The sequence below is a fragment of the Bradyrhizobium sp. genome (assembly GCF_030693485.1).
Taxonomy (GTDB): Bacteria; Pseudomonadota; Alphaproteobacteria; order Rhizobiales; family Xanthobacteraceae; genus Bradyrhizobium.
On record NZ_JAUYAN010000180.1, the window covers coordinates 64,743 to 91,485 of the forward strand.

Genomic DNA, 26,743 nt, shown 5'->3' on the forward strand with positions numbered 1-26,743 from the left:
CAAAAGATCCTGAAACTATCCGCGAAAAGTAACGGGGAGGTACACGAAAGGGTCCGACGGAATGTGGAGAACGAACCTGCCGAGTTCTTCGGGCGGACAGGGACGGACTGATGCGTCGAATTGCAGGCCGAGCGATTGCGTTGCTAGCCGTTCTCGGAGCGGCGCTGGCCTCCGCCTCGCTCGCATATAATGCATGGCGCGACAGCAACGTCAGCACGATCGCCGTCTCCAGATTATCGGACCTCGAGGAGGTGTTCGAGGTCGATGCCTCGGGCCTTCGGCTGAAAAACCCGGAATTCCTCACGGTGTGCTTCACCGGGGACTATGTACATGCCTTGGAGGATGCGCAGGCCTGGTTCCGTGCGGACAATACCAGGTTCAGGCGGGCGCTTCGGGCGGCTGGTGGCCGCGCCGATCCGTTCAACGGTAATCAATATGCCTCGATTGTTCTGCTGTCCCACTCGTCGGCGTTGATTTTGCAGCTCGAGTGGCGAGGGGGATTGCTACTCGGGAATCTTGGCTGTGCCAGTACCGCGGTCGGTGACATCCAGATCAAACGATATCAAACCAATCCCACCATCAAGTTCTATCTTCCAAATGCAACGCCCAAATCACCACGTGGCCCGGGGCAGCCACGCGCGACCCTGTGCCAGGAAAAAATGGAACGACTCGTTGAGTCGATTGATGACCTTTTGGGCAAGCAAGTACTCAAGGATGAGTTTTTCTGGGCCGCGATGAGAAAGTACCTGCCACCTACGGGCTGCACAGCCGATGAAGTTACTTCAACTCTGAGCAAGTCGAGGTTTCTTGTGGAGCCGCGAGGCGACGGTGCTGGTCAATGGATGCGTCTGACAAACGGACAGATGGGCATCCTATTTCGGTTGGACAAGGAAACAGGGAAAATTGACGAGCCTCAACTGATCACACCTGACCGCAGCTTCTCTTGAGGTTCGTAGTACGGAGCAATACGTCGATGCCAGACAGGATCTATGTCACCTATACGCCAACCGGCGGCCCGGAAAGTTATCATACGGCGATCCACTATGAGCGCACGGACTCCGCCGGCAATATCATCAGGCATGACGTTATTGAAGCAGACCCCGAAAAAGAACACCTGGGCATCCCAGAAAAGGCACACGGCGTCATGGAAGAGGCACTGCGCACGGACCACGGTCCGTCTCGCTTCGGCCGGGTTAAGGCAACTATTCGTGGCAATCAAGCGAGAGACCCTCGAAAGTTCCGGAGCGACGATCCAGATGCTCCCTATGAGGTCATTGCGGAGGGTGACGATCTCAGCGGCCATCTCTCGCGGATGCAGCTCTATGCGCATGGGGTCAACCGTGCGGGGTTCGCCTATCGAGGTCATCGCCAGAACAGCAACACGTTCGCAGGCTGGGCTCTTCGAGCCGGCGAACTTCCGGGACCGCGGGGCGTGGCTCGCGATCCCAAGGGACCCGCCGGCGAGTTGCTGGAGTTTTTCACGCCGGGCTTGAACGAACCGTGGGAGGCTCCCATCGGCCCGAGCAGTGAGCTAAACGTCCTGCGTGATGTCAGTGGCGGCAACGGAAGCCGGAATTCTCTTCCGGCAGACGCCTCCGGTGGTCGTCCCGCTTCGTCAATGCCTGGGCCGCAGAATTCACAAGGGGTACCGCCCGTTCGACGCCTGAGCGGAAGGCTTGTCGGCGACTCACTCAATGATCGTTTCGGTAGCTGGACTTCCAGCGGTGGAGGCATCAGCCCGCGTAATCCCAACCTGCCGGAGCCGCCGCCAGAGCCTGGCTGGCCGCCCGGGACGTTTCACGGCGAACCGATGCCGTACTGGATTACGCTACCGCTGAACCGGGATATGTCCGATCATTCCGGATCTCTGGGCCATAGCAGCGGGTTTACTGTTCCGGCAGGCGGTTCTGGAGGTGGCAGCACATCGCGCGCGTCGCTGTTCGATCCGCGCGTACCGGCTGCGCCGCTTGTTCCCGTCGGCAACTCAAACGCCCTGGGCGGGCTCGCGCGGCGGATTGCCGAAATGGCCGGCATCGATCCCGATCATCCGGACCAACCCGTGCCACCAGCCGGTGGATTGCTCGGGCTCTATTTCGGCGGCCGGCGTTAGGCGCCGCGCAAGCGTTCCCTTCATTCAAAATCGAGACTTTCTCCCATGTCAAGAATGTCCGTATCCGATCTCAAATCCATGCTCGCTTCCGAGAAAGCCGACGCGCTGGCCGGCATCTCGGCGGCGCGACTGATGGAAGAGCGCGCCGATGCGATGGACTATTACCTCGGCGATATGCGCAAGGACATGCCGGCGCAGGATGGCCGCTCGCGCGCGGTCTCGACCGATGTCGCCGACATCATTGAAGGGCTGATGCCGTCGTTGATGGATATTTTCGCCGGATCCGACGAGGTCGTGCGGTTCGAGCCGGTGGGGCCCGAGGACGAAGCGGCGGCGCAGCAGGAGACCGACTACGTCAATCACGTCTTCATGCAGCAAAATCCAGGTTTTATGGTGTTGTATTCCTTCATCAAGGACGCGCTGCTTTCCAAGGTTGGAATCGTGAAGGTGTGGTGGGAGGAGCGCGAGGAGGAGAGCCGCGAAACCTACTACGATCTCACCGACGACCAGTTCGCGCTATTGGCGCAGGCGGTGATGGAATCCGGCGGCGTGATGAAGATCGTGGCGCATACGGTACTCGGCGCGGGCGATCTTCCAGAAAATCCGGCGCCTCCAATTTCTCCAGCTTCCCCGATCACTCACGACGTCACCATCATCTCCACGCGAAAACTCGCCCAGGCCAGAGTGCTCGGCGTGCCGCCGGAAGAGTTCGGCATCGAGCGAGGCGCGCGCAGCATCCGCGATTGCAACTACTGCTTCCACGAGGTCGTCACCAAGACCGAAGGGCAGCTGATCGCCGAAGGTTTTGATCGGGAACAGATCAAGTCGCTCGGCGAAACCGCAGGCAATACTGACGCCGAGATGCTTTCCCGCGATACCGTCGGCGAAAGCCTCAACACCGGCGCCGGTGACGCGAATTCGGCAACGCGGCTGGTGCGCATCACCGAGCATTACGTGCGGATGGATTACGAGGGTAACGGCCGGCCATGCCTCTACCAGGTCGTTACCGGCGGCGATCAAAGCGAGATCCTGCGCAAGGACGGCCGTGAGTGCATCACGCCGTTCGACACCATCCCGTTTGCGACGACGACGCCGGTGCCGATGACGCATCGGTTCTTCGGTCGATCGATCGCCGACCTGGTGATGCCGCTGCAACGGGAAAAGACCGCCCTGAAGCGCGGCGCGCTCGACAACCTCTATCTGCACAATAACCCGCGCGTCGAGGTGGCGGAATCCAACGCCGGGCCGAATACGCTTGACGATCTCCTGGTGTCGCGCCCGGGTGGGGTGGTCCGCACCAGGACCGCGGGCGGGTTGAACTGGCAGGTGGTGCCGGACATTACCACGTCGATCTACCCGATGTTGCGGTATATCGATGCCGAGCTGGAAACCCGCAGCGGGCTGGCCCGGCAAAGCCAGGGCATCGATGCCAACGCGCTGCAGAACCAATCCGCCACCGCAGTGGCGCAGGTGTTCTCGGCCTCGCAAATGCGCATCAAGCTGATCGCGCGGATCATGGCGGAAGGGGTGCGCGATATCTTCGCGTTGCTGCACGGCACGATCCGCAAGCACGGCCAGATCCGAGAGACGGTGCGGCTGCGCAATGCTTGGGTTGATGTCGATCCGCGCGGCTGGAAGACCCGCGACGACATGACCATCAATGTGGGCCTGGGCGCTGGCGGAAAAGCGCAGCAATTCGCGCAAGTGATGGCGCTCGCCAACATCCAGAAGCAACTGGTGGCAGGCGGCAAGGCGCATCTGGTCGGAGATCGCGAGCTTTACAATACCGCGGCGGAACTGACCAAAATCATGGGGCACAAGAATCCCGACCGGTTCTTCTGCGATCCCACCGCCATTGATCCGCAGACCGGCCAATTGCTGAATCCGCCGCGGCTGCCACCGCCGCCGCCGCCTGATCCCAAACTGCTGGCGCTGCAGGCGAAGGCGCAGGCCGACCAGGCTGCCGCCGCGCACAAGTCGCAGTTCGAACAGCAGAGGGCGCAAAACGACGCCATCCATCAGCAGGTGAAGACGCAGGCCGAAATCGAACTGGCAAAGATCAAGGCCGAGCTCAACGCAAAAATGGCGGTGCTCGATGCGCATCTGAAGGCTGCTGTCGAAACGCAGAAAATGCAGCGTTGCAATCCGCCAAGCTCGCGAGAAGCCGGAGACGACCATCATTAAGGGATGGGTCGACCGGCTCAATCCGTCATGAAGGCCGGCGCCAGCACTTCAGACCAAGAACGAGAGCAAAAAGGACGCATCCGATGTCTGACGAGAACAGGCTCGAACAGGCCGCCGCAAGAGCCGTGCGCGCCCAGCAACTACTTGATGATGAAATACTGAGCGAAGCGTTCGCTTTGCTAGAGGAGAACTACACGGCGGCATGGCGGGCCACCACGATCGATGATGTCGGCGCGAGAGAAAAATTGTTTCTCGCCATCAACGTCGTCGGTAAGGTGCGCGATCATCTCGGCGTCGTCGTGGCCAACGGCAAACTGGCTAAGGCTGAACTGAAGGAACTGTCGCAAGTAACCGAACGCAGGAAGCGTTTTGGGATCGTGTGAGCGTATTCCTTGGCCGTCGCGGGAGGCATATTGTCCGCTGACACCAAAAAAATTCATATGAAACCATTCATACGGTTTATCAGATACCCTGAGGGCGATGGTGCTCCACATCTCGACCGAATATGAGATCTTGAAGACGGGCAGCCACGCCAGTTCTCGCGGCACAAAAATTCTCGAAATGTGCATCTGACTTGATCCCAGGAATTGACACGTCGGGCAAATCACCGGCATATATTCAACATCGCAAGAATTGAGCCCGCGCCGGAAAATCGGTCGCGGGTTTTTCGTATCGAGCGGCCGTGTGACAATGGCCGCTATCGCCGCACTCGAAAACCAATTTACCGAATTGGCGATCAGCCAACGCCGACCCTGCCGCCAAGGCAGGCGCCCGGCCGGGACCTTACGACAGCCGAACCGGAAGCGAAGCTTCCGCGCCATCGCGCGCCCGAGGTCTTCAGACGCAACCCAAATCAGGAATTCAACGGGCCGGCGCGTCGCCTGGTCAAGGCTTCTGCACGGTACAGCCGATGGCTGTCCGGCGCTGGGCATCAATTTTAGGGAAACAACGACTATGGCCTTACCGACTTCCACCTTTGCCACCTACCAGGCGGTTGGCAACCGCGAAGACCTCTCGGATATGATCTACCGGATCGATCCGACCGATACGCCTTTCATGAGCGGCGTCGAGAAAGAGAAGGCGTCCGCTGTCAACCACGAATGGCAGACCCAGGCGCTCGCCGCAGCTTCCGCGGCGAACGCGCAGCTTGAAGGCGATGATCCGACCACCACCGCCACGACGCCTACGGTGCGGCTCGGAAATCTCTGTCAAATCTCCTACAAGGTGGCGCGCGTGTCCGGCACCCAGCAGGCAGTCGATCATGCCGGCCGCGATAACGAACTCGCCTATCAGGAAATGCTGAAGGGCCTCGAACTGAAACGCGACATCGAAACCATCCTGGTCGGCACCAACCAGGCCAAGGTTGCCGGAGACACCGCCACCCCGCGCAAGACCGCCTCGATCCTGTCGTGGATCGCGAGCAATACCTCGAAGGGGACGGCCGGCTCGCCCGCCGATCCATCCGCTCCCGACGGTTCCGATACCCGTGACGATGGCACGCCGATCGCGTTCACCGAAGCGCGGCTGAAGAGCGTGTTGTCGTCGATCTGGATCAACGGCGGCAAGCCCGGAACCATCATGACCGGCGCCTTCAACAAGCAGGTGTTCTCGACCTTCACCGGGCGCGCCACGGCGGTCGAGGAAGCCAAATCGAAGAAGATCGTGGCCTCGGTCGACGCCTACGAGTCTGATTTCGGCAAGCTCAAGGTGGTGGCGAACCGCTTCCAGCGTCCGCGCGACGTGCTGGTGCTGGAGATGGACAAGTGGGCGGTGGCCTATCTCAACGGGCGCAACATGATCTCGATCCCGCTGGCGAAAACCGGCGATTCCGATCGGCGCCAGATCCTGGCGGAGTATGCGCTGGTCGCCCGCAACGAGAAGGCCTCCGGCGGCGTGTTCGACAACACCGCGTCGTGAGTCTTAGGACGACCATTTCTCGGGGCGGCCCAGCAAGAAGCAGACTTGGCTGCGGTCGCCCCACATTCTGGAGACCGAAAATGCCGCTTCCCGACCATCACACGCTCAACACGACAGACCTCACCGCTTACACGCCCTCTTGTGGCGCCACGCCTGTAGCCGCCTATATCCGCATTCCCTTCCGGTGCCGACTTTTGAAAGCGAGCGGCATTCTCGGCGGCACTATCACGATCGCCGACGGCACCGTCACGGTTTCGGCCAACGCAACGACGCTTGCGAGCTTCACGGTCACGCAGGCAGGTTCGGCTGCGGGGCAACTGTTCTCGGCCAGGCCACCCTCGCCAGCCTACCTGAACGAAGACGACGTCATCGTGCTGACGCCGACAGGTGCCTCTGGCGCGTCGATCCCGATGCATTTCTCCGTCGCCGTGAGGGCCGCATAAGATGTCGTTTTTCCCCAAACAACCATCGTCCCGCTCTGGGGCCACGCAGACAATCGCGTTTGACGCCAGCGTCGCGGTTACCAACGCATTCGGTCCCGAGACCTGGCAGCTCCGCCTCGTAGCGGATTCCGCCTGCTGCTACCGGGTGGGCGACGGCGCGCAGACCGCGACCGTGGCCGACATCTTTCTTCCGGCCAACACCATCGAGCATGTCATCGTCAGTCCAGGTCAACGCATCGCTGCCATCAAGGCAGCCACCGACGGGCTTGTCACGGCGACCGCGGGAACGCTGTGGATTACGGAGATGTCGTGATGGGCGGCGTCCTGATCCGGACTCATTTCGACAACAATGGCAGGGACCTTGCGGTCGAGCATGTCCAGGATGTCGAGCCGATCCTGGAGTGGAACCGGCAATCGCGCCGCGATGAGCAGCACGGCGACTGGGGACGGCACGTCGCGCGCATCCCCAACGTCATCTACGTGCGATGGCTGAACGAGGAACATGCCAGGGGGAACGTTGCCCTGCGCATGTTCACACCAGAGTTCGACCTCATCGTGCAGAAGAAACTCGGCGATCCCGAATGGGCATACTTACGGACCGATAGGCCGAAACTGCGGGCCGGCTGGTCAGCGGAGGTATCGTGATGAAAATTGTGGACTATGCATCGCTGCAGGTGGCGGTGACCGAATATCTCGCCAGGAACCAGGACACCACGCTGATTGCGCGGATTCCGACCTTTATCCAGCTCGCAGAAGCGAAGTTCAACCGGCAGCTGTTCGTCCGTCAGATGGAACAGCGTTCGACGGCGCTGGTCGATAGCGCCTCGGGCGCACCGGAATTCATTTCGTTGCCGGGTGATTTTCAATCGATGCGGAGGGTTCGCCTGTCCAGCGTGACAGGAAGACCCTGTCTGGAATTCAAATCCGGAACGCAGATCGACGAATACCGGTTCGGGATTTCGGATGCGGCGGGTCAGCCGCGTTATTTCACGGTGTTCGGCGATGAGATCGAAATCGCGCCGACGCCGGACGCAGCCTACACCATCGAGATGGTTTACCGGAGAAACATTCCGCCTCTCGCGGTCAACGATCCGAACTGGCTGTTGTTGCTGGCCCCCGATCTCTATTTGTACGGCGCGCTGCTGGAATCCGCGCCCTACATCAAAGAAGACGGCCGCATCCAGACCTGGGGTCTCGGTCTTACCGCCGCGCTGAACGAACTGAACAATCTTGGGCTGACATCGACCTTCAACGCCGGGCCGATGACGGTTCGCGTCCCGGGCCAGATTATCTAGGTAACTCCAGTCTTAACGCGTTTTCTTCGCGCGAACCGAGATTTGCTCCACATCAAGTGGGGAGCAGGCTCACGCTCGAAAACGCCATGAGGGAAAAATGGCATCGTTCAACAAATTCAATTGCCTTGTGCTCGACCTGGCCAACGCGCTGCACGACATGAAAACCGGAACCGCCCAGGTCTACAGGGTTTACCTCAGCAACACGGCGCCGGTCGTGACCAACACGGTCTACAACGCGCCGGCGGATCTATCGACCGCCAACGGTTATACCGCCGGCGGCGTCACCATCGGCACCGTCACTGGATCGCAGACATCGGGCACCTTCAGGTTCATCGGTGGCGCCGACCCGGCGTGGACCGCCGCGGGGGGTTCAATTGGGCCGTTCCAGTACGCGGTGCTTTACAACTTCACATCGTCGACCAAGCCCCTGATCGGCTGGTGGGACTACGGCGTGCCTATCACGCTGACCAACGGCAACACCTTTACGGTCGATATCGACCAGGTCAACGGCATTCTGACGATCACCTGACATGGCAGCATTTCTCAACGCGTGCCGGTTCAATCCGGCCGCCGGCGGCACCACCGACTGGACTTATTCGTCGCCTGTGCCGGGTTATCAGCCGCCGGCGGCGGCGGGCGCCGTCAACGGCAGGTCCTACAAGTATCGCGCCGAGAGCGTCGATCTCAGCCAATGGGAGTTGGGCGAGGGCGCCTACAACAGCGGAACGGGCACCTTCGCGCGTACCGCCGTGCTGTTCAATTCGTCGGGCACGACAACGAAGATAAATTTCTCGACGGTGCCGCAGGTCGCCATCGTTGCCTTGAGGGAAGATCTGCCAGGCCTGACCGAGCCGAACACGTTCACCGACACCACGGAAGCCACGGGCGTCGGCACCACGGCTGCACAAATCATTTCCGGCGGCGTGGAGGTTCTGAAAAGACTGTTCGTCGCCGGCATCGCCGCGTTCACAAGCGCCACGGCTTCAACGTCAACGGCAACCGGTGCCGTGGTGGTTTCGGGCGGCGTCGGCGTCGGTGGTGCGGGATGGTTCGGCGGACTTGTTCGAACCGCAGGTGGCTTTGTTTCGTCAGTTTCCCCGGCCAGCGCCGCCGCACTTGATACGTCGGCTGCCACCCCGTTTTTGATTGCGAATGGCGGGAGCCAAGCCCTTGCGACGGGCATCTATGGCCTGCTGATCGTTGTGGACGCGACGAACGGCTACTCCTCGGTCTATCTCCTTAACGGCGGTAGCGCGACGACGGTTACCCTGTCCGGAACCTGGGTGGCGGCGACCACGACCCCCGCCGCCGGGAAACTCTCGGTGGCCTGGAACGGCGGCGGCTACAGCATCTACAGCAATTTCGGTTCTACGGTAACAGTGAAAGTGACGGGTATCAAAACTGCTTGAGGTTGGTCAGTAGATGCCACTCGATCAGGACACGTCAACGCCGACCATCACAGGAGCGCACTCGGCGCCTCAAGATCGAAACGCCGATCGATGGCGATCCGGTGGCGACGTGTTCCGCGAGCTAGTGCGGACATGGCGGCAGAAAGACATCTTGGTACAGGCAAAGGACTTGATAAATGTCGGTGCTCGGCTTCGACGCGCTTGGCTGCCTTGCGCTCGGGCAACTCCCGAGGATCGGCCTAGCCAATATCGTGCTGACAGCCGGTCCCGGCTCCTACCTGGTGTCGGGACAAGCGGTGTTTTTCAAGACAGCGCAGCCATCAAGCGCGGCTGAGGCTGCCGTCACAGTTAACGCTGCGGTATTTGGCGCCAGGCTCGCCGGTTTGGCCAGTGCCCGTTCTATCGCGGACAACGCCACTACGCTTTCGATACGGCTCCTGATGGAGGGTGGAAATCAATCCGTCGCGGGCAAAGCGGCGCAACTCAGTGTCAGATTCTCGTCGGGTCCAGGCTCGGCCACAATGACGGCACACGCGGCAGTGCTCGCTACCTCGATCTTGTCCGGTTCAGGCTCGTATCTTCTCGCTGGGTATGATGCCGGTGTCTTGCGCGATTTCGAAGCCTGGCTTCCGCGCCCGTTCGACGTTGATAACTGGACCGCTGGGACAATCCAGCGGGGAGCGTGGGCGCCGAACGCCAAACATGCCGAGCCATGGTCTGCGACCCCGACGCCGGCCGAGACATGGACGCCGGTCATCATCCAACCCGATCCGTGGACACCAGAATAATGCCGCTCCTTGCTCCCGGCGACTATCGCCCCGACGTCAGTGACTATGAAGGCAAGGCCACCCGAAATCTGCTCAACGTGATTCCGCGGGGCGATGGCTACGGGCCGTTTCCTTCATTCTCGGCTTACAGCTCCGCACTTCCTGCTGCCTGCAGAGGGGCGTTCTACGCGCTGAAATCCGACGGCACGGTTGTCACCTTCGCCGGGGCGTCATCGCTGACGGACTCAAGGCTCTACATGCTCAACAATACCGATTTCACATGGAAGCCGGTCTCCAGGGCGGCGACGGTCACCATCTCCAGCGGGAGCCCAGGCGTATTCACGCTTGCGGCTCATGGCTTTGCTGCAAACGAACCGTTCATTCCCTATAATTCGGGCGGTGCTCTGCCGGTCGCCTTCACGGCGGGGACGACCTACTACGTCAAGACGGTACTGAGCGCGAACACCTTCACTGGTTCGGCTACTCCCGGCGGAGTGGCGATCAATACGGCCTCGACCGGAACAGGAACGCATTCGGTTACGTCGAGTTACTCCGCACTCACTTCAAGCGCGCAATGGCAGTTCGCGCAAGCCGGAAACCTGGTGTTCGCGACTCAGGCCAATGCCGTGCTGCAGGTGTTCGACCTTTCGTCCGCGACAACCTTTTCCGATGCGCTGGGAGCGCCGCCTCAGTCGGCCTATATCAGCGTGGTCGGGCGGTTTCTGGTTCTCTCTGGCCTGCTTTCCACGCCATACCGAGTTCAGTGGTCGGGCCTGAACAGCTTTAACGCGCCAACGAGCTGGACCAGCGGCGTCAACTCGTCCGACTTTCAGGATTTCCCCGATGGCGGCATCGTGCGCGGCGTCGCCGGCGGCGAGGCCGGGATCATCTTCCAGGATCAGGCCATCCGCCGCATGTCGTATGTGCCGGGATCGCCGATCATCTTCCAGATCGATCGCATCACGCAGGACAAGGGATTGTATGCGCCATACTCTATCATCCGGGCGGGCGAGCGAATCTTCTTCTATGCGGGCCAGGGTTTTCACAAGATCGAGCCCGGCGGTGTGCCCGAGCAGATCGGCCGCGAGAAGATCGACCGGACATTTCTCGTGGATCTCGACAAGGGCAATCTGCAGCTGTTCATGGGGGCCGCGGATCCGCGCAGCACGCGGGTCTATTGGGCCTACAAATCGGTCTCCGGCACGGTGGGAACGTACGACAGGCTGCTGGGTTACGATTTCCTGCTCGATCGATTTTTCCCGGTGTCAGTCAGCGGCGAGTATCTGCTTGGCAATTCACAGACCGGCCTGACCCTGGAGAACCTGGACAGCATCGCTCCGTCGCTCGATGAATTGACGTTGAGCCTCGATGCCTATGCCACGGCAGTGCAGCCGGAAATCGCACAATTTTCCAGCGCGCACGTGCTTGGGTTTTTCAGGGGAAGCAATCTCGAGGCGACGATCGAAAGCGCCGAGCAAGGCACGGACGAGAACCGAATCATGATTCGGGGTTTTCGTCCCGTGACGGACGCGGCGACGTTGTACGGCTCGGTCTCCTATCGCGATACGCCGTCCGCGTCGGCGACCTCCGGCCCGGAAGTGCTGGTCAATGCAAGGACCGGCCGCTGCGACATGATGCGCGACACCCGTTACTCCCGATTCAAGGTGAGGATTCCGGCGGCCACGCCCTGGACATTCTGCGCGGGTGTGGTGCCTGATATCGCAACCGGTGGAACGCTATGACGGCATATATTCCCGGCATTACCGAGACCGACCTGAAGAAGATCGTACTCGCCATTCAACAGCTGGCCGCTGGACGCTCAAACGCGGTTGGAACGGTGACGCTCGCGACAGGAGCGGCGTCAACGGTGGTTATCGACAAGAACTGCGCGGTCGGGTCGACGCCGTTGTTGACGCCAATGACTGCGAACGCGGCCGCGGAAATCGGCAACGGCACGATGCATATCTCGGCCGTCGCCAATGGCTCGTTCACCATCAGCCACGCCAGCTCCGCGACCACGGGGCGCGCGTTTCTCTATGTCCTGCAGGGCTGAGCCGGATTTCATCGGCTCGAAGCGGGTTCACGAGAGCTTGCCAAATCCCGAGCCGCTGCTGACCACAAAACTTGATTGGAAAACGTCTTGAGCAGACTGAACCCTGTGGCCGCTCTCGCTACGGCCTGTTGCGCACGCGATAGGCCATAGTCCAGCTCACAATGGCGACAATCCGGATCAAAGACTGGCATCGGCAAGTCCACATTTGCTGCGGCATATGGAAGGCCGCGACACGAGGTGTCGGCTCTCGCCGATCGATCAATCCCAGGCTTGCAAAAGGCACCATGACTGCAGGAGACGGTAGCATCTGCGACAGAAACAGCTGGCGGAGTGTGCTCAACGCCTACGGTAATAGGGACATCACTACGGACAAGGAACCAAATTGATGACTCGTCTGAATTTTTTGTATCCCAATGAGTTTGATTCCAGAGGCTATCGGTCGACTCGGGATAGCTCGCTTGAAATGCTGCCACAGACGCTGCAAGCGCAAAGCCTGCGCCAGCAAAGGCCTGCTTACGCATCGCGACCAGGCGCTTCGCCAGTGGACGATCGCAGCACTCTGCCAGGCGGCTTACTCGGCAGATGGCTTGAATTGCAAGCTGCTCAGCAACAACCTCAGTGGTCAGAAGGAGATGGTGGAGGTATGCCGTCCGCGCCAGCCGAACCTAAGTTCAGGCTTGTGCGGATCTCGCCGGTTGTTCAGCCGCAAGACGGGGGCGACGTTTTCAGTCATCCTTCTCATTCTGCCGTTGAAGCGGCCCTTCCGCCAGACGCTTTGCGCGAATCGAACCAGAGCTTCCAGAAACCCGGTGCGGATAACGAAAGGCCGGCGCCGGTCGTCGCCGGAATCGCGCGGATCGGAAGGGCAATCCCCATCGGACCTGGCACAATCCCGCAGATCCCGATGCCATCTATCCCGGAATGGTTGAAGGCTATCGGAAGAATTTTGCAACTCGACTCAACAACCTGGTCTGGCAGAGGCGGTGGTGGAAACAACGATTACGATCGCTGCATGAAAGCTGCTGAACAAGGAACTTTGCAGTGGGACAATTTCTGCCGCAGTATGCCGCCGGGACAGCCAAGAGCGATATGTTTTACGAAATCCCGCGAGTCCGAAGCCGTAAAGAAAGGGTGGTGTGCGAGTGAGTTCGGTCCGGACTAAAACTCTCGTTGACATTGTTCCTGTTTTGTTCGAGATTAGATGAAGCGTGAGGCGTGGCCAGGTTTTCGCGGAAGAGGAAAGGCTGGAATGGCGATATGGAATGGAGCGAGCCTTGCCTTGTGGAATATGAGTTTCAATTTGGCTCGCGACGGCGAGCGGCTGTGGCTCGCTTGGGATTTCCGCGTCCCGATGAAGCGTACCCCGGCGAATGGGTGTGTTCATTCCAAATCAAGGGAATGAAAGATGATAGGATTCTTGAGACGCGCGGTGACGACGGACTTCAAGCGCTGACGACGGCGAATACTGCAATTCGAAAGACGCTCGATGGCCTGAAAAATGTCCGTCAAAATGTCCTGCCGTACGAGATTGCTTTCCCGAGACTTGTCCCTTTTTGCTTCGGGCGCGAATTTCATTGGAAACTTTGCAAAATAATCGACACTGAAATCGAGAAGAAAGCGAACCAGATCGCCAAGCGGATACTTGCTCGCAAGAAACTAAATAGACGTCGCAAGAAACCTTGATTGCGCGATCCACTGCGCTGGCTTGCGTGGACCCGAAACGCGTTCACGAGGTTTGGCCGCACGTCGGTGCGTTGCTGAAAGCAGCCCGCTATCGGACCAAACTGAACACGTTTGAGGATATCGAGGCCGATATCCTCGCCGGCCGCAGCCTGTTCTGGGTGGCCTGGAATGGACGCACGGTCGAGGCCGCGGTTGCGACCATTCTGATCAATTCCGAGATCGGCAAGGTCTGCATCATTACTAAATTAGGCGACCACGCCAGCTGACCGGCCCGGCTCTGGCCGGCGAACGCGGTGCCCCACCGCCAGTTACACCACGCCGAGGGACACGATCCCCTGCTGGATGCGGTAGTTCTTGCGAGGAAACTTGAGGACTGAGAGAACTGGGTTGTCCTCAAGAGCCGATAATCTACGCGGTTAAGTCGGTTTTTTGCGTGGAGGTATGACCTCCGGCGCGGAACTCGATCGTTGCAGATTTTGCGTTCTGGTTGGTACCATTACTGAACAACAAGTGCTGTCGCTCAAATCTTTCGATAAGATCAGTCTGCCGTATGGATTTATGCATATCGGTTGATCGCCGGCACCGATTGCGGTCGAGAGTTTCGCGATGAACGTCGGAATGCCAAGCGGTGGCGGTATGTCTCGCATGACGATCCGTGGCTATTGTCTGTTATTCACGCAACCACTTCTTCGGAAGTCAGTATTGACGCCCTGTTCGTAAGCGCAGTCCCCAAAAGCTCGCATATTCCCCGTGACGCAATCCGCAACCGCTAGTGAACGCCTCTCTATGTCCTCCACGGCTGAACTGGTTTGCGTTGACCCGAAGCGGGTTCACGAACTCTGGCCGTGTGTCAGCCCGTTGCTGAAAGCGGCATGCTATCGGACCAAGCTGAACGCATTCGTGGATATCGAGGCCGATTTCCTCGCCGGCCGCAGCCTGTTGTGGGTGGCCTGGAATGGACGCACGGTGGTGGCCGCGGTTGCGACTATCCTGATCAATTCCGAGATCGGCAAGGTCTGCATCATCACGGTATGCGGTGGCAGCGACATGAAGCGTTGGCTGCCGCTGATCGACCAGATCGAGAACTATGCCAAGCTTGAAGGATGCAAGCGGGTCCGTATCTACGGCCGCAAGGGCTGGCTGCATGTGCTCGAAGGCTTTGAGGAGAGGCACGTCATCATGGACAAGGAATTGACCTGACTTCGCTCATGAAACCCTGAAATACCATCAAGTCAGATAGAAGGACACACGCAAATGGGCGGACAATCGTCATCGACGCAAACGCAGCAATCACAAACCGCGCCGTGGGAGGCCGCACAACCGATGCTGCAGGGCATTCTTGGGCAGCTCGGCGCCGGCTTGAGCAATACCGGACTAACGTCAGCGGAAACCGGTGCGCTCAACAGCCTGGCGAATAACGCGGCGCGAGGAAATCCCTATGCGCCGCAGATCGGGAATTATGCCAATGAGCTTCTGAGCGGGGGCGGGGCGACCAACCAGGCGGGCGCCGTCAATCAGAACTATCTGGACTATCGAGGCGCGCTGACGCCGTATGCCAGCGGCTCGATGATCGGCAACAATCCGGCCCTGGCGGCGCAGCTCGCGCAGATTCAATCCGACGTCACCAACCAGGTGAACGGGCAGTTCGCGGCGGCGGGCAGGGAGTTTTCGGGCGCAAACGCCAACACGCTGGGCCGCGGGATCGCCGCCGGCACAGCTTCCGTGATCGCCGCGCAGTACAATCAGGATGTCGCCAACCAGCGAGCCGCGCAGGATGCGGCGTACGCGGCCGGCAATACCAACGCCGGCATCCTGAGTGGATTGCAGCAGCAGGGCGTCGCCAACAAGGGCCATGGCGTCACCGTAGCCGGCAACGCTCTCGACGCCGGCAACTACGGCGCCAATGCAATACTGGCAGCTGAAGCGCAGCGCCGGGGTATTCCGGTTCAGGCGCTGGGCCTGCTCGCGCAGATCGGCGTTCCCATTGCAGGGCTTGGGCAGCAGAAATCGGGCACTGACACGACAACCCAGGAAATGTCCGGCGTGGATCAATTCAGCAGAATCGCAGGCGGGATCGGTAGTCTGTTGTCGGGATATGGCGCCTTCAAAAGATCTGACATGCGCCTGAAGGAAGACATCGCGCCGGTCGGTACCTTGTTCGACGGTACGCCAGTCTACGGCTATCGCTACAAGGGAGCACCGGCCTATCACATCGGTCTGATGGCGCAGGATGTGGAAAAGATCACGCCGGGAGCGGTGATCGAAATCAACGGCTACAAGGCGGTGGATTACCGCGCCGCGACCGAAGCCGCTCGAAGAATCCATGAGGCGGGCTGATGGGGCTTTTGGACGGCTATTTTGATCCGGAGCAATTTCAGGCCAGTGGCGGCTTGCTCGGCCGGTTGGTCTCGCTGCCACCGATGCAAGGCCTATATCAGCGGGGCGTGGATTTCGATCCACAGGTTTCAGCCGATAACCGACAGCCGGCCAGAGCTCTGATGCCGGTACCTTTGCCTATGCCCCGGCCGATATTGCAGGCCAATGGACCTGCAGCTAGTCCGCAGACGGCGTTCTACCGGCCGACGCCAGACATTCCCTTTCGAGGTTACCCGATGCCTCAATCCGGAAGCGCGGATGTTTCGCAGGCCGTGCAGCAGCCTTCCAATCCCGGCGATCGCCGGAGCGCCGGCTATCAAAGCTGGACTCATGCGCCGAATGGCAATCCGGTCGCGGGGCTTGCAAACGGTATCACCGGCCTGAGTTCTGGACGGCGTAGTGAGGCGGGCGACCGGGCCGGAGGGAGCGGCGAAGCCAATTCAATAGCGGGCGAACAACCGCCTGGCTTAAGCAAGATCGGGTATTTCGAAATTCCGACCAACCCTAACCAGGCAATCGGAGAACTGCTGGGCATTCAGGAGCGAAATGAAGGAAATACAATCAGTCAGAAAGATCATGTGTCCGGGGTAAGAGAAGGAAATATCAGGCGCAAGGAGGACGGAAGTCTGGAGGTGACGAATGGTACCGTCGTCACTTTCTCCTGCAAAGATGGTCGAGCGAAGACGATCACCGTGACGGGTGAAGATATCGCCGATATAGATATAAACACCGGGGAAGTCGCCATACAAAAGTCCTTTTGAACGACGGTATAATTGCTGCTGGCGAACCTGTCCGCCGGAATTCTGCGAAAGCTCCTCAAGGTTTTTGACAATGCCGCAAAAGGTCCTTGGGATAGTCGGTGCTGTATTCATCGGACTGCTCATCGATGGCTCCCGAGCTTCAGCGGAGCCCGATGCGGATGTGCTTTCCTGGCTGCCCCAGCCCGCCCCCGGTGAAGATGCCTTGGTCGTTAGAAGAAATGCCGTCATGAATAAAATGGCGGAAGCCAGGAATAACAGGGTGACCATCGTCAAGTTCGACGACGATACTGAAACCAAGTGCCCGACGCTCGCAAATCTGTTCTTCTCTGCGGGCGGCAAGCTCGAGTGGGTGACGCCAAATATCAGTCTGTCTGACGCCGCCAAAACGACTGTCTATCTGGAGGGCAGCGGCCCGGAGGACAAGAGCGCTGACTTCGTCATTCAAAATACGTTTTGCCGATATGTGCTGACGGTGAAACGGTATGAGCGGGACGGAGAGGTGGAGAAGGAAGTTCTAGTAAGACACATACCAAAAATCCACAGAAACGGGATTTCCAAATCACGCGCGCCGGCGGACCGGGATGAAAAAATCGGGTATAGAGAAACAGTGGTGCGATTTCTCAATCCATCTAAGCCGCTGGATTTTACCGGGATCGCCATCCTGGCGCCGACGACGATTACAGTTTTTCTTGCGAACACCGAGAAGGATTTGAAGGTTGCTTCCGAGAGCAACTTTCTCACGCGTACCTACAAAATCGAAATCAAGAATGCGCAGGCCGCACTTCGGATTTCGATCAATCGAGAGATCTATTCGAATGGGCAGTGGGTGAATGCGTTCAATAAGTGAGGCGTGAACAGCACGAGATCATCCTGCATTTGAGATCCATCGTCGGATGTTTCGCCCCCGCCATGTTTCGCGCTGTAATCGAGGCGACTCAGCAGATAGTCAGGGAAATCGGGCGAAGGAACAAACGCTGAATCCAGCACGCTTACTTTGCCCGATTCCAGACGTCTCGGACTCGCATGATGTGAAGTCCGACCCGATGCACTACCAATGAGGAAAATACTTGGCATCAGCCGTCGCCGCCGGCCTCAAACGTGATGCATTTGCCGTCTTCAAAATCGTTCGCCCGATTGCCCTGAGCAGATAGTCGTTGTGGGTTGACATTGTTCTTGTTTTGTTCTAAAGAATTCGGCGACAGTTGTCTAGAGGACCCTGGTAGCGATGTCGCGCCGTAAGAGGGACGATGATCAAGCGGAGCGCTCGCCGGCTTATCGACATGGCGTGCGATCCTGCGAGAGGCACAAGACACCGATCAGTTTTCGCTCTCTCCGCATCGCACGGTTCGCAGCTCTCCTCGTTGCTTTTCCTGTCTGGGGCACGGGGATGGCTTGCGCAGAAGTGTCGGAGGCCGAAAAGGCAACTTACGCGGACGCACTGGCCTATTGTCGGGAGGTTATGGCACGTCCAGTGGCGCTGCGGAGCGACAGACGGGTCCTGTGCCTCGACGGCGGGATTTCCGAGGTGACGGAGGTTTTGCTTGCTGATGGCCTCGAACAGGGTGGTGTTTTCGTGGTTCGTGGCCACAGCGGAGATATGGCGCTTACCATGGAGCTTGCCGAATTGCTCTTGATGAAGCAGGCAACCGTCGTCGTCTCCGATTATTGCCTCGCCATCTGTGCCGATTATCTTTTCATCGCCTCAACCAAAACCTTCGTACCCAAGGACTCCCTTGTTGCGTGGATAAACCATGGGGCCGGACCGGATAATGACTGTATCGGATTTTCGGAAACGTCTGAGCCCACTGCGCCATATTTTTTAGGGTATCCATGCGCGGGTTATTTCAGTGATGCTCGTATCCTAAAGATCCTGCAACTCAAGAATAAATTTCATGACAGAAGGGTTTTTCGGCCGGAGTTCCGGAACCCTCCGCAAAGTTTCGACGTCCGACGAATCCTGAAGCGCAAGTTCGACGCGACCGGTAGATATCCTTACAACTTCCATTGGACGTGGAATCCGCGGTACTACCCTGGTGCAATCAGGACGAAGGTTTCTTACGAGGCGTATCCACAAAGCCAGGACGAGGTTGACGCCCTCCTGAAGCGGATTGGTCTGTCGCTGTCGGTCATCTACGATCCGTAGATCGATCCTTCCATCGGAAAATCGGTCTCTCTGGGTGAGAGCAGTCTGCGCGCAGAAGCCGGCTGAAACGACAATTTCCAATCCAACACGGGAAAGCAAAATGGCCTCCTCGTTCAAAGACGATTCCTATCGACGACCCAACTTTTCCTATCGGCGCCCCAATTTTGCGACTGACGGAGCGTTACCCGAAAAAGTTGAGGTCAAGTGGATTCTGCCGTCTCGCCCGAGTCTTCCGGAGCCGAAACCCGATCTCCCCTGGGGTATCGATCCGCGGACACTTCCAGAGCAGTGGAAGCTCCCCATTCCGTCCCCCCAACCTCCGCCTCAACCAGCACCTCCGCCGCATGATGTCGATCCCCCGAGCTATCCCAACTCATCACCGAAAATCTTTCGGGACGAGAAGAAGCTGTTCCACGAAACTGGCTTACGTCTTACGAATCTCAGATCGAGGATGACCGACGCGGCTCGATCACTTATGCTCCGGAAGGCGTCGCCTCCGCGACGAGCATTGCGCCGGCGGCCAGCGTCGGTGGTCTGCCTGGCATGCTTTACGAGTTGATGCGGCAGAGCAAGCTGGAACCAGAACGCAGCTTCAATTCAAATCCGCAAGACTCGTCGGAGCAGGCGCCACCAGAGCGACGACGATTGATGCGCCGCACCTATCGCCAGTAAGCAGATGCGAGGCGATTGACATGACCGACCGGCGCAGCACGCTGATGGCCTATCCACGGCCAATGACACCCCCGATTTTGGGTCGCGCCCTTCTGCACGAACTCAACACCAAATTTCACTGGAGCACCAAATATGGCCGATGAATCCGATTCCGCGCTGACCGGCGCCGCTTACGATCTGGCCAATGCCGGCTTCAGGCCGATGTCGGACACAGGAAAAAAAGACGATGAACAAACGATCGGAACTGACAGTGCGTCATTGCGCGCCGCTGCGGAGCAGCGCGGCGGCCCTTCAGACGACATAGTTGCCTGGGCATACGTCGATGACAATGGCAAGCCAGCTCCGGCCGACGAGGCGATCACGCTCGACCGCGCCGCCCGCGACTATGCCAGCGCCACCGCTGTCGATCAATTCGTGGTGCAGAATGAGTCAAGCCAAGCGTTGGCCGCGCGGATCGACGCAATGCGCGCTGAAGCCATGGCTGCCGATTCCGATGCCGCCGAGTTTTACGGATTTGAGCCGCCGCGGCGGGAAGCCGATGAAAGAAAACCCGAAAAGCCTGAATCTGGAAGGGCGAAACCCGATCCGCTCGACGCGAGCGACCGCAGCATAGATGGCCTCGCTTCGGAAATAGAGAAGGCGATGCAGCATCCGCAGGTCCGCCAAGCCATTGAGGAAAAGATTGGTGAAGCGGAACGGACGAGGCAAGACTATCGCAATGGGTTGGCGGCTGCGACGCAGATTGCACAGGTAAGTTTTGTCAGCCAGTTTCCTGAGCTGGCGAGCGTCGTACCGGACGAGCTGCCTAGCGCGCTCGAGCTGATGTCGCGGCAGGATCCGGCAAGGTTCGCCCGCGTGGAGGCGATGATCGCGACAACCGAACACATGTTCGCACAGCAGGCGCAGGAAAGCCGGCGCCAGGCCGTGCTGGCGCAGCAGAATTTTCATGATTATGCGAAATCGGAGGACGCGCGCCTCGAAACCATGCTGAAGGGCGAGTCGAAGGAAGTCCAGCAGGCCGTCACCGCCGAGATTTTTGCATCAGCGAGGGCCAGCGGCGTCGAGCCCGCCGAGCTGACGAGGTTGTTCAACAGCGAACCGCTGATGCGCAACGCGGTGTTCCAGCAAATGATGTATGATGCCGGAAAATATCGTCTGATGCTGAAAGCCAGGGACGCAGCTGCCGCCAGGCCGGTGCCGCCGGTGCAGCGTCCGGGCATGGCGCGAACGGTCGCCGAGCGCGAACATGCGGACCTGCGGTCGCTCAACGCAAGGCTCTCAAGCTCGGGTGACATCAAGGATGCGGTGGCGCTGTATCATGCGCGAAAATCCAGGCGCTAAGGAAATCTCTCACCCTGGGCCGTAACCGCCGGTTCGCAGCGACATAGAAATGCGTATGGATTGCTACCGTACGCGAACCGATGCCGGACTTGCCATTCCCGCTGCCGTTATATGATCGACGCCAGAAGCGCTTCGGTCGAAAGAACTGACTGAGATAGACTGCGCGCTGCTGCGCCCGACACCATACGCGCTTGTAAGGAGGAATTCCCCATGTCAGACGATGATCGAGCCTTCATCGAACGCGGCGAGTCCTTGACCGAGAAGCTCTCCAGCAAGCCGGCGACGATCGAGCAGATCGCGGACAATTTCGCGCTCTATGGTGTGAAGAAGCGTGCCGATGCGCTGGAAGACCTCGATGGCGAATTGCGGGACGAGGTCGATTCCGGTTCGCATAGTCTGCGGCGGCGGGTGCAATTGATGGCGCTGCGCAGGAAGATGGGCGGTGTCCATGCCGTGCTTCGCAAGGCCAGGCGGTAGGTGGAGCGATGGGGAGCCCGGTGCTGGCCGCACTCGCGCAGGCGCGCATGCGCGCCGCGCCCATGTTTGCCAAATGGTGCGAGCTGAACGGATCCACCTGGTGCCCGGCGGCGCCCGCCGATGTCGCTAGGTTTGTCGCAGATGGCGTCTCGCTCGGTATTGAACGGTTGTGGCCGGCGGTGCAGGAAATCTCGAAAGTACATAGCTCCCTCGGTCTTGCCGATCCGACGCTCGGCGGCGTTGCGGCAGTTGCCATCAACAAGGTCGGCGGTATTTTACCGCCACGCTCCTGGCCAGACGACCGCAAGCAGCGGTTCGCATCGTTGCCTTATGATTTGCAGGTGTATGTCGCTGCCCACGAGGCGCAGCGCGAAAAGGCGCTGCGGCGGGCCCAGAACGAGACGGCCATCGCCAGACAGAAACTGGCAGCACTGCAGGCGCAGCAACCCGCGGCGACCGGCGGCACAACAGCAGAAGGAACAGCAGCAGATGATCGCAAAGGACGTGAAGTCGACCCGAACGCCGCCGCTTGAAGAACGGATCAGGCAGATTCGCTCCGAAATCGACGCCATCGTCGACGCACGGGCAGAGGCGGCGGCGAAGCAAAGCCCGGGCGTTCCGCTCGGTGTGATCCGCAGCCTGCTGACCGCGCGCGCGCCGGCCTGCCCCTGCGCGCAATACCTCGAGATCAGCGGCGAGGGTCAAGAAGGCGGGGCACGAGTATCCGCAACCCGATAACAATGTAGCCTCTGCTCCATTGATACTCGCTGGCCGGCTCCAGCCGTCACTCCCGTTACTTGCGCAACGGCTCCGGTCGCGAATTTGAAAGCGCCAGCAACGAACGGCGACCCTCGCGGTCGCCGTTTTCATTTCAGGGGATACAGGCATGACCCTCTACAAATGGTCGCAGACGGCTTCCGCGGACGCAACTGCCGACAGCACGATCAACTGGGCGGAGGGGCAGTCGCCCTCCAGCGTCAACGATTCCGCCCGCGCCATGATGGCCGCGACGGCCAAATACCGCGACGACATTGCCGGCGCCATCGTCACCGCGGGGATATCGACGGCATACACGGTTTCGTCTTACGAAGTGTTCGAAACGCTCGTCCACCTCAACGGCCAGATGATCGCGTTCACGCCGCATGTCACGAACGGCGCGACAGTGACGCTGAATGTGGATTCGCTCGGTGCCCGGCCGCTGCGGTCGGCGCCCGGCGTCGAGTTGCTAGCAGGCACGCTGATCCAGGGCACGCCCTATGTCGTGGTCTACAATCATGCGAGTGCTGCTTTCTACCTCCATGGATTTTTTGGCAATCCGTATAACATCCCGTTGGGGGGCGGGTTGCCGTTCTTCGGCCCGACTGCACCGAACAGCTCGTTTGTGTTTCCTTACGGTCAGGCGATTTCTCGAGCGACCTATTCAGCCCTGTTCGCATTGTTTGGTACGACTTACGGCACTGGCGACGGATCGACCACGTTCAACGTCCCTGATCTTCGTGGGCGCGTTCTGGCCGGCAAGGATGACATGGGCGGCAACCCAGCGTCTCGGTTGACGCCAAGTTACTTTGGAACAAGCGCAGCAGCTCTTGGTGCAGTCGGCGGCGGTGAAAGCCATACTCTGACAACAGCGCAACTTGCCGCGCATACCCACGTTAACACACTAATCGACCCAGGCCATGCACATAACTATGGTCAAGTAGCTGATGCTCCTGGTGGTTCTGCTATTCAGAGTGCTAGAAATGGTACCGGGTCAACCACAGCAATGAACACCACTGGCGTTACTATAATCAATGCCAGCGCTGGCGGCGGTGGTGCCCATAACAATGTGCAGCCAACGATAATCTGCAATTACATTCTGCGCATCGTTTAATCGAAGGATTCGATCGGCATTTGCGAGGCAGCAAAATAAAGGTTGTGGCGCGTTGGGTAAAATGTCTCCCAGACCTTCACGAATTTGAAATGCGGCGTGAAGAAACGGCGCAAATCCTCCTTGTCCTTGAACTCATACTCGTGAAGGTCGTTACTCTTTCTCCCGTCCTTGGCTTCGGTCAGTGTATAGCCGCTCAGTATGCCGTCTTGACCCAGCCGCTGAACGATCTCGCGCATGATCTTATCGATTTCAGCTTCGGTAAAATGTTCAATGGCCGCATCCCACACGATGTTATCGAAGGGGCCGGGCGGCAATCCATTGCGGATGTCGTGCTGTAGGTAAGTAATGTTTGGGGCCGAGTTATATCGTCTTGCGTGAGGGATGGCGTCCTTGTCAAAGTCAATGGCAATGATAGTCGAGGCGGCTGATGAATAGAAGTGGCGCGCATTGTACCCATCGCCGCTACAGATTTCGAGCATCTTGGAGTTCGGTTTTAAGACCATGCGAGAGAATACACCACGTTCTACCCAAAGGCCGTTGTTTTTTGCCGAATGCTGCCAGTGCTGATCAAGGTAATGGTCGAACCACTCCGGGCGGGGGTGGAAGCCCCATTGCACGGCGAACTGGGCAAAATGAGTGAAGGCGGAAACCTTCCTGACGACAAAATTCAGTCCCTTCAGGGCAGACACAACTAATTGGCGCATCCGCTTAGCCTCTTTTTCGATTATCTAGCTCGTGTGCAGCGCCAATAGCTAACAGCAACAACACGAGAAGCAGGGATGCCGTCACCGATGTGGAAGTTAATTGTATTTCATCCGTTTACTGAAATCTACCATCCCACCTCCACACCGAGCAAGGCCCGACTCCACTAGAAGGGGCGCGGAACTATGGCTGATACAGCGCAATTTGACCATCTAGAAGAGGACCGGTATCCCGTAGTCCTATGGCCGTGACGCACCAGCGAGATTCTTCGCAGAATTGGTCCCGTCGCTGGTGCAAGGCGATTCTTGGGACTGGGTTTCCACGCACGTTTTGAATGGCGTGCACCGCTCATCAGTTGTGAGAGGGGCCTCGCGCGCATGTGGCCTCATTCGCCCTGGCAATGAGACATCGTTGTATCGACCGCACACCGCATCAATGATTCTTGGCGGCCTTCGTGCCGATTGCAACATCGCGCGGTCCGCCGTTCTCATGACGCGGATCATTCAAGTAGGAGAATAGCAGCGTCCATAAGCACTGCATCGCCAGTGGCATCAGATAGTACGGCGTAGAGATCGGATGGGTCAGAAAAAACGCGAGATTTGGCGCGAGGTTGATGGCAACGATGGATGCGGCAGTCTTCTGAACATTGGAAGCTAGAGCCACGATGGTCCAAGTGGCGGTCAGCAGGATCAGCGCGCCTTGCATATCCGTGAAATATTCTCGCGCGATGCTAAGGCTAAAGTCAGGTGGCGTTGCATCAACCGCGCCGTAAGTGGTCGCCAGGACGTTGCCGGCATTGATCGCATTGGCGATCAAGGTCGGCATCAGTCCCAACAGATAGGCCGCACCGAAAGCAGAAAACCGCCAGATGTCTCGAGACGCCTTCGATCGAACGGCGATCCCCAGCAGAACAATGAAGTAGCCGGCGGACAGAAAGAGATTTGGAAGCCGGAACGAAACGGCCAGCCCCAGGAGAAGGCCGATCAGGACAGCTGCTGTGAGCCGGCGCGATCGTTCAGCAGCGTTCGCCAAAATGGCTGTCAGGTAACCAACGACCGCGCAGACGATCATCGTGGGGGCCATCGAAGAGCTGGCTTTCGACGGATTCACCATGAAGTAGATGGCAGCCATACCGATTACCCCGGCGCCGGCAGTTGCGCGGCGTGAACGGGCTGACCAAATCGCGAGAGTCGCAACAAGGAAAATCACGAAATTCGCTACTGCGTACAGCGGCACCCTTTGGAAGCCTGCTGGAAAAAATGAGAGCGCAAGACCCGTGCCGGGCGGATACTGAATGACGTGTTTATCCCCTATTGGAGTGTGACAGGGCGCGCGTGCCTGATCATCCCAGGCCGGATAGCCGATCTCCCGGGCGAGAGTTGCGAAGTACTGATCGTCGTCGCGAGTGATATTGGTATCAAATCCACCGAGACCGAAGCGTTGGAACAAGTGCGCCTGCCTCAGGTAGCAAATGTCGTCATAGACGCCAGTTCGTTCCGTCCAGTTCCGCATCGTCCATAGGTTCGACGCCAGGACGAGCAGGCAGAGAATACTGCAAATTATCTTCATCGCTCGGGTGCTGGGCATCCGCGCTTCTATCATCACAATTGAAGAGTGAGCAAGCATGTCCCAATCGTCTTTCGGCGAGGCTTTGACGCGGCTGTGGCCGCGGGGCGATCAGAAGATACCGGGGTTGCGGGCGGGTATGATCGAAACCGCGCCCGCAGTATTCCGCAAACACGGCATCAATTCCCCGCTGCTGATCGCACATGTGATGGCGCAAATCTCCCACGAATGTGGCGCCGGGCATGACGTGGTTGAAAACCTGAACTATACGGCCGGCCGCATGATGCAGGTCTGGCCGTCCCGCTTTCCGACCCTGGCGAGCGGAGCGCCTTATGCCGGAAATCCCAGGGCGCTCGCGAACAAGGTCTACAACGGGCGCATGGGCAATGCCTTGGGCTCGGACGACGGATACCATTTCCGCGGGCGGGGGGCGTCGCAGACTACGGGACGTGAAGGTTATCGGAGGCTTGCGAGGGCGACGGGGCTTGATGTCGTCAATCATCCGGATCTGGTGAACGACCCCCGGTACTTCATGGAATGCGGCGTCGCGGACTTCATCAACTGCGGTTGCCTTCCTTACGCGAAGAGTGACGACTTGCTCGGGGTCACCAGGCGATTGAACGGCGGCACGGTGGGTCTGGATCAGCGGAAGCAATGGCTCGCCAAATGGAAGGCGGCGATGGTTGCTGTTCCTGTTCCGCGCGGCCCCGCCGTGATCCTCCCGAGCCCCCGGCCAATCGACGTTCCGCCAGTAGCGCCCAAGCCAGCGACCGGCTGGCTGGCTGCAATCCTCAACATCATCTTCAAACGGAGATAATCCTCATGTGGTCGATCTTTGACATCATCGTCTTCGCCGCCGGTTTCGCCGCCTGCTGGTTCTCCAGGGACTGGCTCATCAAATCCTATGGCCGGACCGCAAGCTTCGTCAGGCGACTTGGGGCCAAGGCCAGGGCGATCAGGGAAGCGCTTTAAGC

General features: G+C 59.1%; 31 protein-coding genes. 29 read left to right on the plus strand and 2 right to left on the minus strand.

Translation table 11 applies throughout. The features are described from left to right. Positions 1-110 precede the first annotated feature (110 nt). The 27 genes from Q8N40_RS13485 (at position 111) to Q8N40_RS13615 (ending at position 23,501) form a co-directional block, all read left to right on the plus strand. The gene (locus Q8N40_RS13485) at positions 111-947 is read left to right on the plus strand and encodes a hypothetical protein (RefSeq protein WP_305321260.1); all 837 of its coding nucleotides are present in this window, start codon (positions 111-113) and stop codon (positions 945-947) included. A 26-nt stretch (positions 948-973) separates the two neighbouring features. Further along, positions 974-2,110, plus strand: a complete 1,137-nt coding sequence (locus Q8N40_RS13490; RefSeq protein WP_305712165.1) for a hypothetical protein — start codon at positions 974-976, stop codon at positions 2,108-2,110. A 45-nt stretch (positions 2,111-2,155) separates the two neighbouring features. After that, the gene (locus tag Q8N40_RS13495; RefSeq protein ID WP_305712166.1) at positions 2,156-4,294 is read left to right on the plus strand and encodes a hypothetical protein; all 2,139 of its coding nucleotides are present in this window, start codon (positions 2,156-2,158) and stop codon (positions 4,292-4,294) included. 83 nt (positions 4,295-4,377) lie between these two features. Next, positions 4,378-4,677, plus strand: a complete 300-nt coding sequence (locus Q8N40_RS13500; RefSeq protein WP_305321257.1) for a hypothetical protein — start codon at positions 4,378-4,380, stop codon at positions 4,675-4,677. A 571-nt stretch (positions 4,678-5,248) separates the two neighbouring features. Next, on the plus strand, positions 5,249-6,211 hold the full coding sequence (locus tag Q8N40_RS13505) for a DUF5309 domain-containing protein (protein ID WP_305712167.1): 963 nt from the start codon (positions 5,249-5,251) through the stop codon (positions 6,209-6,211). Between the two features lie 80 nt (positions 6,212-6,291). Next, positions 6,292-6,654: a hypothetical protein gene (locus Q8N40_RS13510; RefSeq protein WP_305321255.1), complete on the plus strand. Its 363-nt coding sequence runs from the start codon at positions 6,292-6,294 to the stop codon at positions 6,652-6,654. 1 nt (position 6,655) lies between these two features. Beyond that, positions 6,656-6,967, plus strand: coding sequence for a hypothetical protein (locus Q8N40_RS13515; protein ID WP_305712168.1), 312 nt, complete (start codon positions 6,656-6,658; stop codon positions 6,965-6,967). After that, positions 6,946-7,299, plus strand: a complete 354-nt coding sequence (locus Q8N40_RS13520) for a hypothetical protein (RefSeq protein ID WP_305712169.1) — start codon at positions 6,946-6,948, stop codon at positions 7,297-7,299. Before Q8N40_RS13515 ends, Q8N40_RS13520 begins: the two co-directional genes overlap by 22 nt. Beyond that, on the plus strand, positions 7,299-7,949 hold the full coding sequence (locus Q8N40_RS13525) for a hypothetical protein (protein WP_305712192.1): 651 nt from the start codon (positions 7,299-7,301) through the stop codon (positions 7,947-7,949). Before Q8N40_RS13520 ends, Q8N40_RS13525 begins: the two co-directional genes overlap by 1 nt. 97 nt (positions 7,950-8,046) lie before the next feature. Beyond that, positions 8,047-8,478 carry a hypothetical protein gene (locus tag Q8N40_RS13530; RefSeq protein ID WP_305321251.1) on the plus strand — a complete coding sequence of 144 codons (432 nt, stop codon included), beginning with the start codon at positions 8,047-8,049 and terminating at the stop codon, positions 8,476-8,478. Between the two features lies 1 nt (position 8,479). Continuing rightward, positions 8,480-9,358 (plus strand): hypothetical protein, encoded by an 879-nt coding sequence (locus tag Q8N40_RS13535; RefSeq protein ID WP_305712170.1) that lies wholly within the window; start codon positions 8,480-8,482, stop codon positions 9,356-9,358. A 176-nt stretch (positions 9,359-9,534) separates the two neighbouring features. After that, complete coding sequence (locus Q8N40_RS13540) at positions 9,535-10,146, plus strand: hypothetical protein (RefSeq protein ID WP_305712171.1); 612 nt, start codon at positions 9,535-9,537, stop codon at positions 10,144-10,146. Further along, positions 10,146-11,867 carry a hypothetical protein gene (locus tag Q8N40_RS13545; RefSeq protein ID WP_305712172.1) on the plus strand — a complete coding sequence of 574 codons (1,722 nt, stop codon included), beginning with the start codon at positions 10,146-10,148 and terminating at the stop codon, positions 11,865-11,867. The genes Q8N40_RS13540 and Q8N40_RS13545 overlap by 1 nt, the downstream gene beginning before the upstream one ends. Beyond that, positions 11,864-12,178, plus strand: coding sequence for a hypothetical protein (locus Q8N40_RS13550; protein WP_305712173.1), 315 nt, complete (start codon positions 11,864-11,866; stop codon positions 12,176-12,178). The genes Q8N40_RS13545 and Q8N40_RS13550 overlap by 4 nt, the downstream gene beginning before the upstream one ends. A 385-nt stretch (positions 12,179-12,563) precedes the next feature. Beyond that, positions 12,564-13,340: a hypothetical protein gene (locus Q8N40_RS13555; RefSeq protein ID WP_305321246.1), complete on the plus strand. Its 777-nt coding sequence runs from the start codon at positions 12,564-12,566 to the stop codon at positions 13,338-13,340. 95 nt (positions 13,341-13,435) lie between these two features. Continuing rightward, on the plus strand, positions 13,436-13,861 hold the full coding sequence (locus Q8N40_RS13560) for a hypothetical protein (RefSeq protein ID WP_305321245.1): 426 nt from the start codon (positions 13,436-13,438) through the stop codon (positions 13,859-13,861). Between the two features lie 71 nt (positions 13,862-13,932). After that, positions 13,933-14,127, plus strand: a complete 195-nt coding sequence (locus Q8N40_RS13565; RefSeq protein WP_305321244.1) for a hypothetical protein — start codon at positions 13,933-13,935, stop codon at positions 14,125-14,127. Between the two features lie 634 nt (positions 14,128-14,761). Then, entirely contained in the window at positions 14,762-15,061 is a 300-nt protein-coding gene (locus tag Q8N40_RS13570; RefSeq protein WP_305712174.1) for a hypothetical protein, read from the plus strand. 123 nt (positions 15,062-15,184) lie between these two features. Continuing rightward, entirely contained in the window at positions 15,185-16,198 is a 1,014-nt protein-coding gene (locus Q8N40_RS13575) for a tail fiber domain-containing protein (RefSeq protein WP_305712175.1), read from the plus strand. Next, positions 16,198-16,998, plus strand: a complete 801-nt coding sequence (locus Q8N40_RS13580) for a hypothetical protein (RefSeq protein ID WP_305712176.1) — start codon at positions 16,198-16,200, stop codon at positions 16,996-16,998. Before Q8N40_RS13575 ends, Q8N40_RS13580 begins: the two co-directional genes overlap by 1 nt. 70 nt (positions 16,999-17,068) lie before the next feature. Beyond that, positions 17,069-17,845, plus strand: coding sequence for a hypothetical protein (locus tag Q8N40_RS13585; RefSeq protein WP_305712177.1), 777 nt, complete (start codon positions 17,069-17,071; stop codon positions 17,843-17,845). Positions 17,846-18,223: 378 nt separating this feature from the next. Next, positions 18,224-19,141 carry a hypothetical protein gene (locus Q8N40_RS13590; protein WP_305712178.1) on the plus strand — a complete coding sequence of 306 codons (918 nt, stop codon included), beginning with the start codon at positions 18,224-18,226 and terminating at the stop codon, positions 19,139-19,141. A gap of 804 nt (positions 19,142-19,945) precedes the next feature. Then, positions 19,946-21,154, plus strand: coding sequence for a hypothetical protein (locus Q8N40_RS13595; protein WP_305712179.1), 1,209 nt, complete (start codon positions 19,946-19,948; stop codon positions 21,152-21,154). Positions 21,155-21,364: 210 nt separating this feature from the next. Beyond that, positions 21,365-21,631 carry a hypothetical protein gene (locus Q8N40_RS13600; RefSeq protein ID WP_305321236.1) on the plus strand — a complete coding sequence of 89 codons (267 nt, stop codon included), beginning with the start codon at positions 21,365-21,367 and terminating at the stop codon, positions 21,629-21,631. 20 nt (positions 21,632-21,651) lie between these two features. Next, the gene (locus tag Q8N40_RS13605) at positions 21,652-22,164 is read left to right on the plus strand and encodes a hypothetical protein (RefSeq protein WP_305712180.1); all 513 of its coding nucleotides are present in this window, start codon (positions 21,652-21,654) and stop codon (positions 22,162-22,164) included. Continuing rightward, complete coding sequence (locus tag Q8N40_RS13610) at positions 22,121-22,369, plus strand: hypothetical protein (RefSeq protein ID WP_305712181.1); 249 nt, start codon at positions 22,121-22,123, stop codon at positions 22,367-22,369. Before Q8N40_RS13605 ends, Q8N40_RS13610 begins: the two co-directional genes overlap by 44 nt. 148 nt (positions 22,370-22,517) lie before the next feature. Further along, positions 22,518-23,501: a phage tail protein gene (locus tag Q8N40_RS13615; protein WP_305712182.1), complete on the plus strand. Its 984-nt coding sequence runs from the start codon at positions 22,518-22,520 to the stop codon at positions 23,499-23,501. On the opposite strand, the gene Q8N40_RS13620 is transcribed toward Q8N40_RS13615, so the two are convergent. Then, on the minus strand, positions 23,498-24,205 hold the full coding sequence (locus tag Q8N40_RS13620; RefSeq protein WP_305321232.1) for a class I SAM-dependent methyltransferase: 708 nt from the start codon (positions 24,203-24,205) through the stop codon (positions 23,498-23,500). The genes Q8N40_RS13615 and Q8N40_RS13620 overlap by 4 nt on opposite strands. Positions 24,206-24,635: 430 nt before the next feature. Further along, positions 24,636-25,829 (minus strand): hypothetical protein, encoded by a 1,194-nt coding sequence (locus tag Q8N40_RS13625; RefSeq protein WP_305712183.1) that lies wholly within the window; start codon positions 25,827-25,829, stop codon positions 24,636-24,638. Between Q8N40_RS13625 and Q8N40_RS13630 the strand changes: the two genes are divergently transcribed. Together Q8N40_RS13630 and Q8N40_RS13635 are read left to right on the plus strand one after the other, a co-directional pair. Next, on the plus strand, positions 25,828-26,586 hold the full coding sequence (locus tag Q8N40_RS13630; protein ID WP_305712184.1) for a glycoside hydrolase family 19 protein: 759 nt from the start codon (positions 25,828-25,830) through the stop codon (positions 26,584-26,586). The genes Q8N40_RS13625 and Q8N40_RS13630 overlap by 2 nt on opposite strands. 5 nt (positions 26,587-26,591) lie before the next feature. Next, the gene (locus tag Q8N40_RS13635) at positions 26,592-26,741 is read left to right on the plus strand and encodes a hypothetical protein (protein WP_305321229.1); all 150 of its coding nucleotides are present in this window, start codon (positions 26,592-26,594) and stop codon (positions 26,739-26,741) included. The last annotated feature ends 2 nt before the right edge of the window (positions 26,742-26,743 follow it).

Bases quoted from the DNA above. Each gene is read 5' to 3' on its own strand.
- Q8N40_RS13635 (WP_305321229.1), top strand. From the start codon at position 26,592: ATGTGGTCGATCTTTGACATCATCGTCTTCGCCGCCGGTTTCGCCGCC.
- Q8N40_RS13615 (WP_305712182.1), top strand. From the start codon at position 22,518: ATGACCCTCTACAAATGGTCGCAGACGGCTTCCGCGGACGCAACTGCC.
- Q8N40_RS13590 (WP_305712178.1), top strand. From the start codon at position 18,224: ATGTCGCGCCGTAAGAGGGACGATGATCAAGCGGAGCGCTCGCCGGCT.
- Q8N40_RS13625 (WP_305712183.1), bottom strand. From the start codon at position 25,829: ATGCTTGCTCACTCTTCAATTGTGATGATAGAAGCGCGGATGCCCAGC.
- Q8N40_RS13580 (WP_305712176.1), top strand. From the start codon at position 16,198: ATGGGGCTTTTGGACGGCTATTTTGATCCGGAGCAATTTCAGGCCAGT.
- Q8N40_RS13610 (WP_305712181.1), top strand. From the start codon at position 22,121: ATGATCGCAAAGGACGTGAAGTCGACCCGAACGCCGCCGCTTGAAGAA.
- Q8N40_RS13550 (WP_305712173.1), top strand. From the start codon at position 11,864: ATGACGGCATATATTCCCGGCATTACCGAGACCGACCTGAAGAAGATC.
- Q8N40_RS13595 (WP_305712179.1), top strand. From the start codon at position 19,946: ATGGCCGATGAATCCGATTCCGCGCTGACCGGCGCCGCTTACGATCTG.
- Q8N40_RS13500 (WP_305321257.1), top strand. From the start codon at position 4,378: ATGTCTGACGAGAACAGGCTCGAACAGGCCGCCGCAAGAGCCGTGCGC.
- Q8N40_RS13535 (WP_305712170.1), top strand. From the start codon at position 8,480: ATGGCAGCATTTCTCAACGCGTGCCGGTTCAATCCGGCCGCCGGCGGC.
- Q8N40_RS13525 (WP_305712192.1), top strand. From the start codon at position 7,299: ATGAAAATTGTGGACTATGCATCGCTGCAGGTGGCGGTGACCGAATAT.
- Q8N40_RS13585 (WP_305712177.1), top strand. From the start codon at position 17,069: ATGCCGCAAAAGGTCCTTGGGATAGTCGGTGCTGTATTCATCGGACTG.
- Q8N40_RS13555 (WP_305321246.1), top strand. From the start codon at position 12,564: ATGACTCGTCTGAATTTTTTGTATCCCAATGAGTTTGATTCCAGAGGC.
- Q8N40_RS13545 (WP_305712172.1), top strand. From the start codon at position 10,146: ATGCCGCTCCTTGCTCCCGGCGACTATCGCCCCGACGTCAGTGACTAT.
- Q8N40_RS13530 (WP_305321251.1), top strand. From the start codon at position 8,047: ATGGCATCGTTCAACAAATTCAATTGCCTTGTGCTCGACCTGGCCAAC.
- Q8N40_RS13575 (WP_305712175.1), top strand. From the start codon at position 15,185: ATGCTGCAGGGCATTCTTGGGCAGCTCGGCGCCGGCTTGAGCAATACC.
- Q8N40_RS13620 (WP_305321232.1), bottom strand. From the start codon at position 24,205: ATGCGCCAATTAGTTGTGTCTGCCCTGAAGGGACTGAATTTTGTCGTC.
- Q8N40_RS13560 (WP_305321245.1), top strand. From the start codon at position 13,436: ATGGAATGGAGCGAGCCTTGCCTTGTGGAATATGAGTTTCAATTTGGC.
- Q8N40_RS13515 (WP_305712168.1), top strand. From the start codon at position 6,656: ATGTCGTTTTTCCCCAAACAACCATCGTCCCGCTCTGGGGCCACGCAG.
- Q8N40_RS13600 (WP_305321236.1), top strand. From the start codon at position 21,365: ATGTCAGACGATGATCGAGCCTTCATCGAACGCGGCGAGTCCTTGACC.
- Q8N40_RS13485 (WP_305321260.1), top strand. From the start codon at position 111: ATGCGTCGAATTGCAGGCCGAGCGATTGCGTTGCTAGCCGTTCTCGGA.
- Q8N40_RS13630 (WP_305712184.1), top strand. From the start codon at position 25,828: ATGTCCCAATCGTCTTTCGGCGAGGCTTTGACGCGGCTGTGGCCGCGG.
- Q8N40_RS13505 (WP_305712167.1), top strand. From the start codon at position 5,249: ATGGCCTTACCGACTTCCACCTTTGCCACCTACCAGGCGGTTGGCAAC.
- Q8N40_RS13510 (WP_305321255.1), top strand. From the start codon at position 6,292: ATGCCGCTTCCCGACCATCACACGCTCAACACGACAGACCTCACCGCT.
- Q8N40_RS13495 (WP_305712166.1), top strand. From the start codon at position 2,156: ATGTCAAGAATGTCCGTATCCGATCTCAAATCCATGCTCGCTTCCGAG.
- Q8N40_RS13490 (WP_305712165.1), top strand. From the start codon at position 974: ATGCCAGACAGGATCTATGTCACCTATACGCCAACCGGCGGCCCGGAA.
- Q8N40_RS13540 (WP_305712171.1), top strand. From the start codon at position 9,535: ATGTCGGTGCTCGGCTTCGACGCGCTTGGCTGCCTTGCGCTCGGGCAA.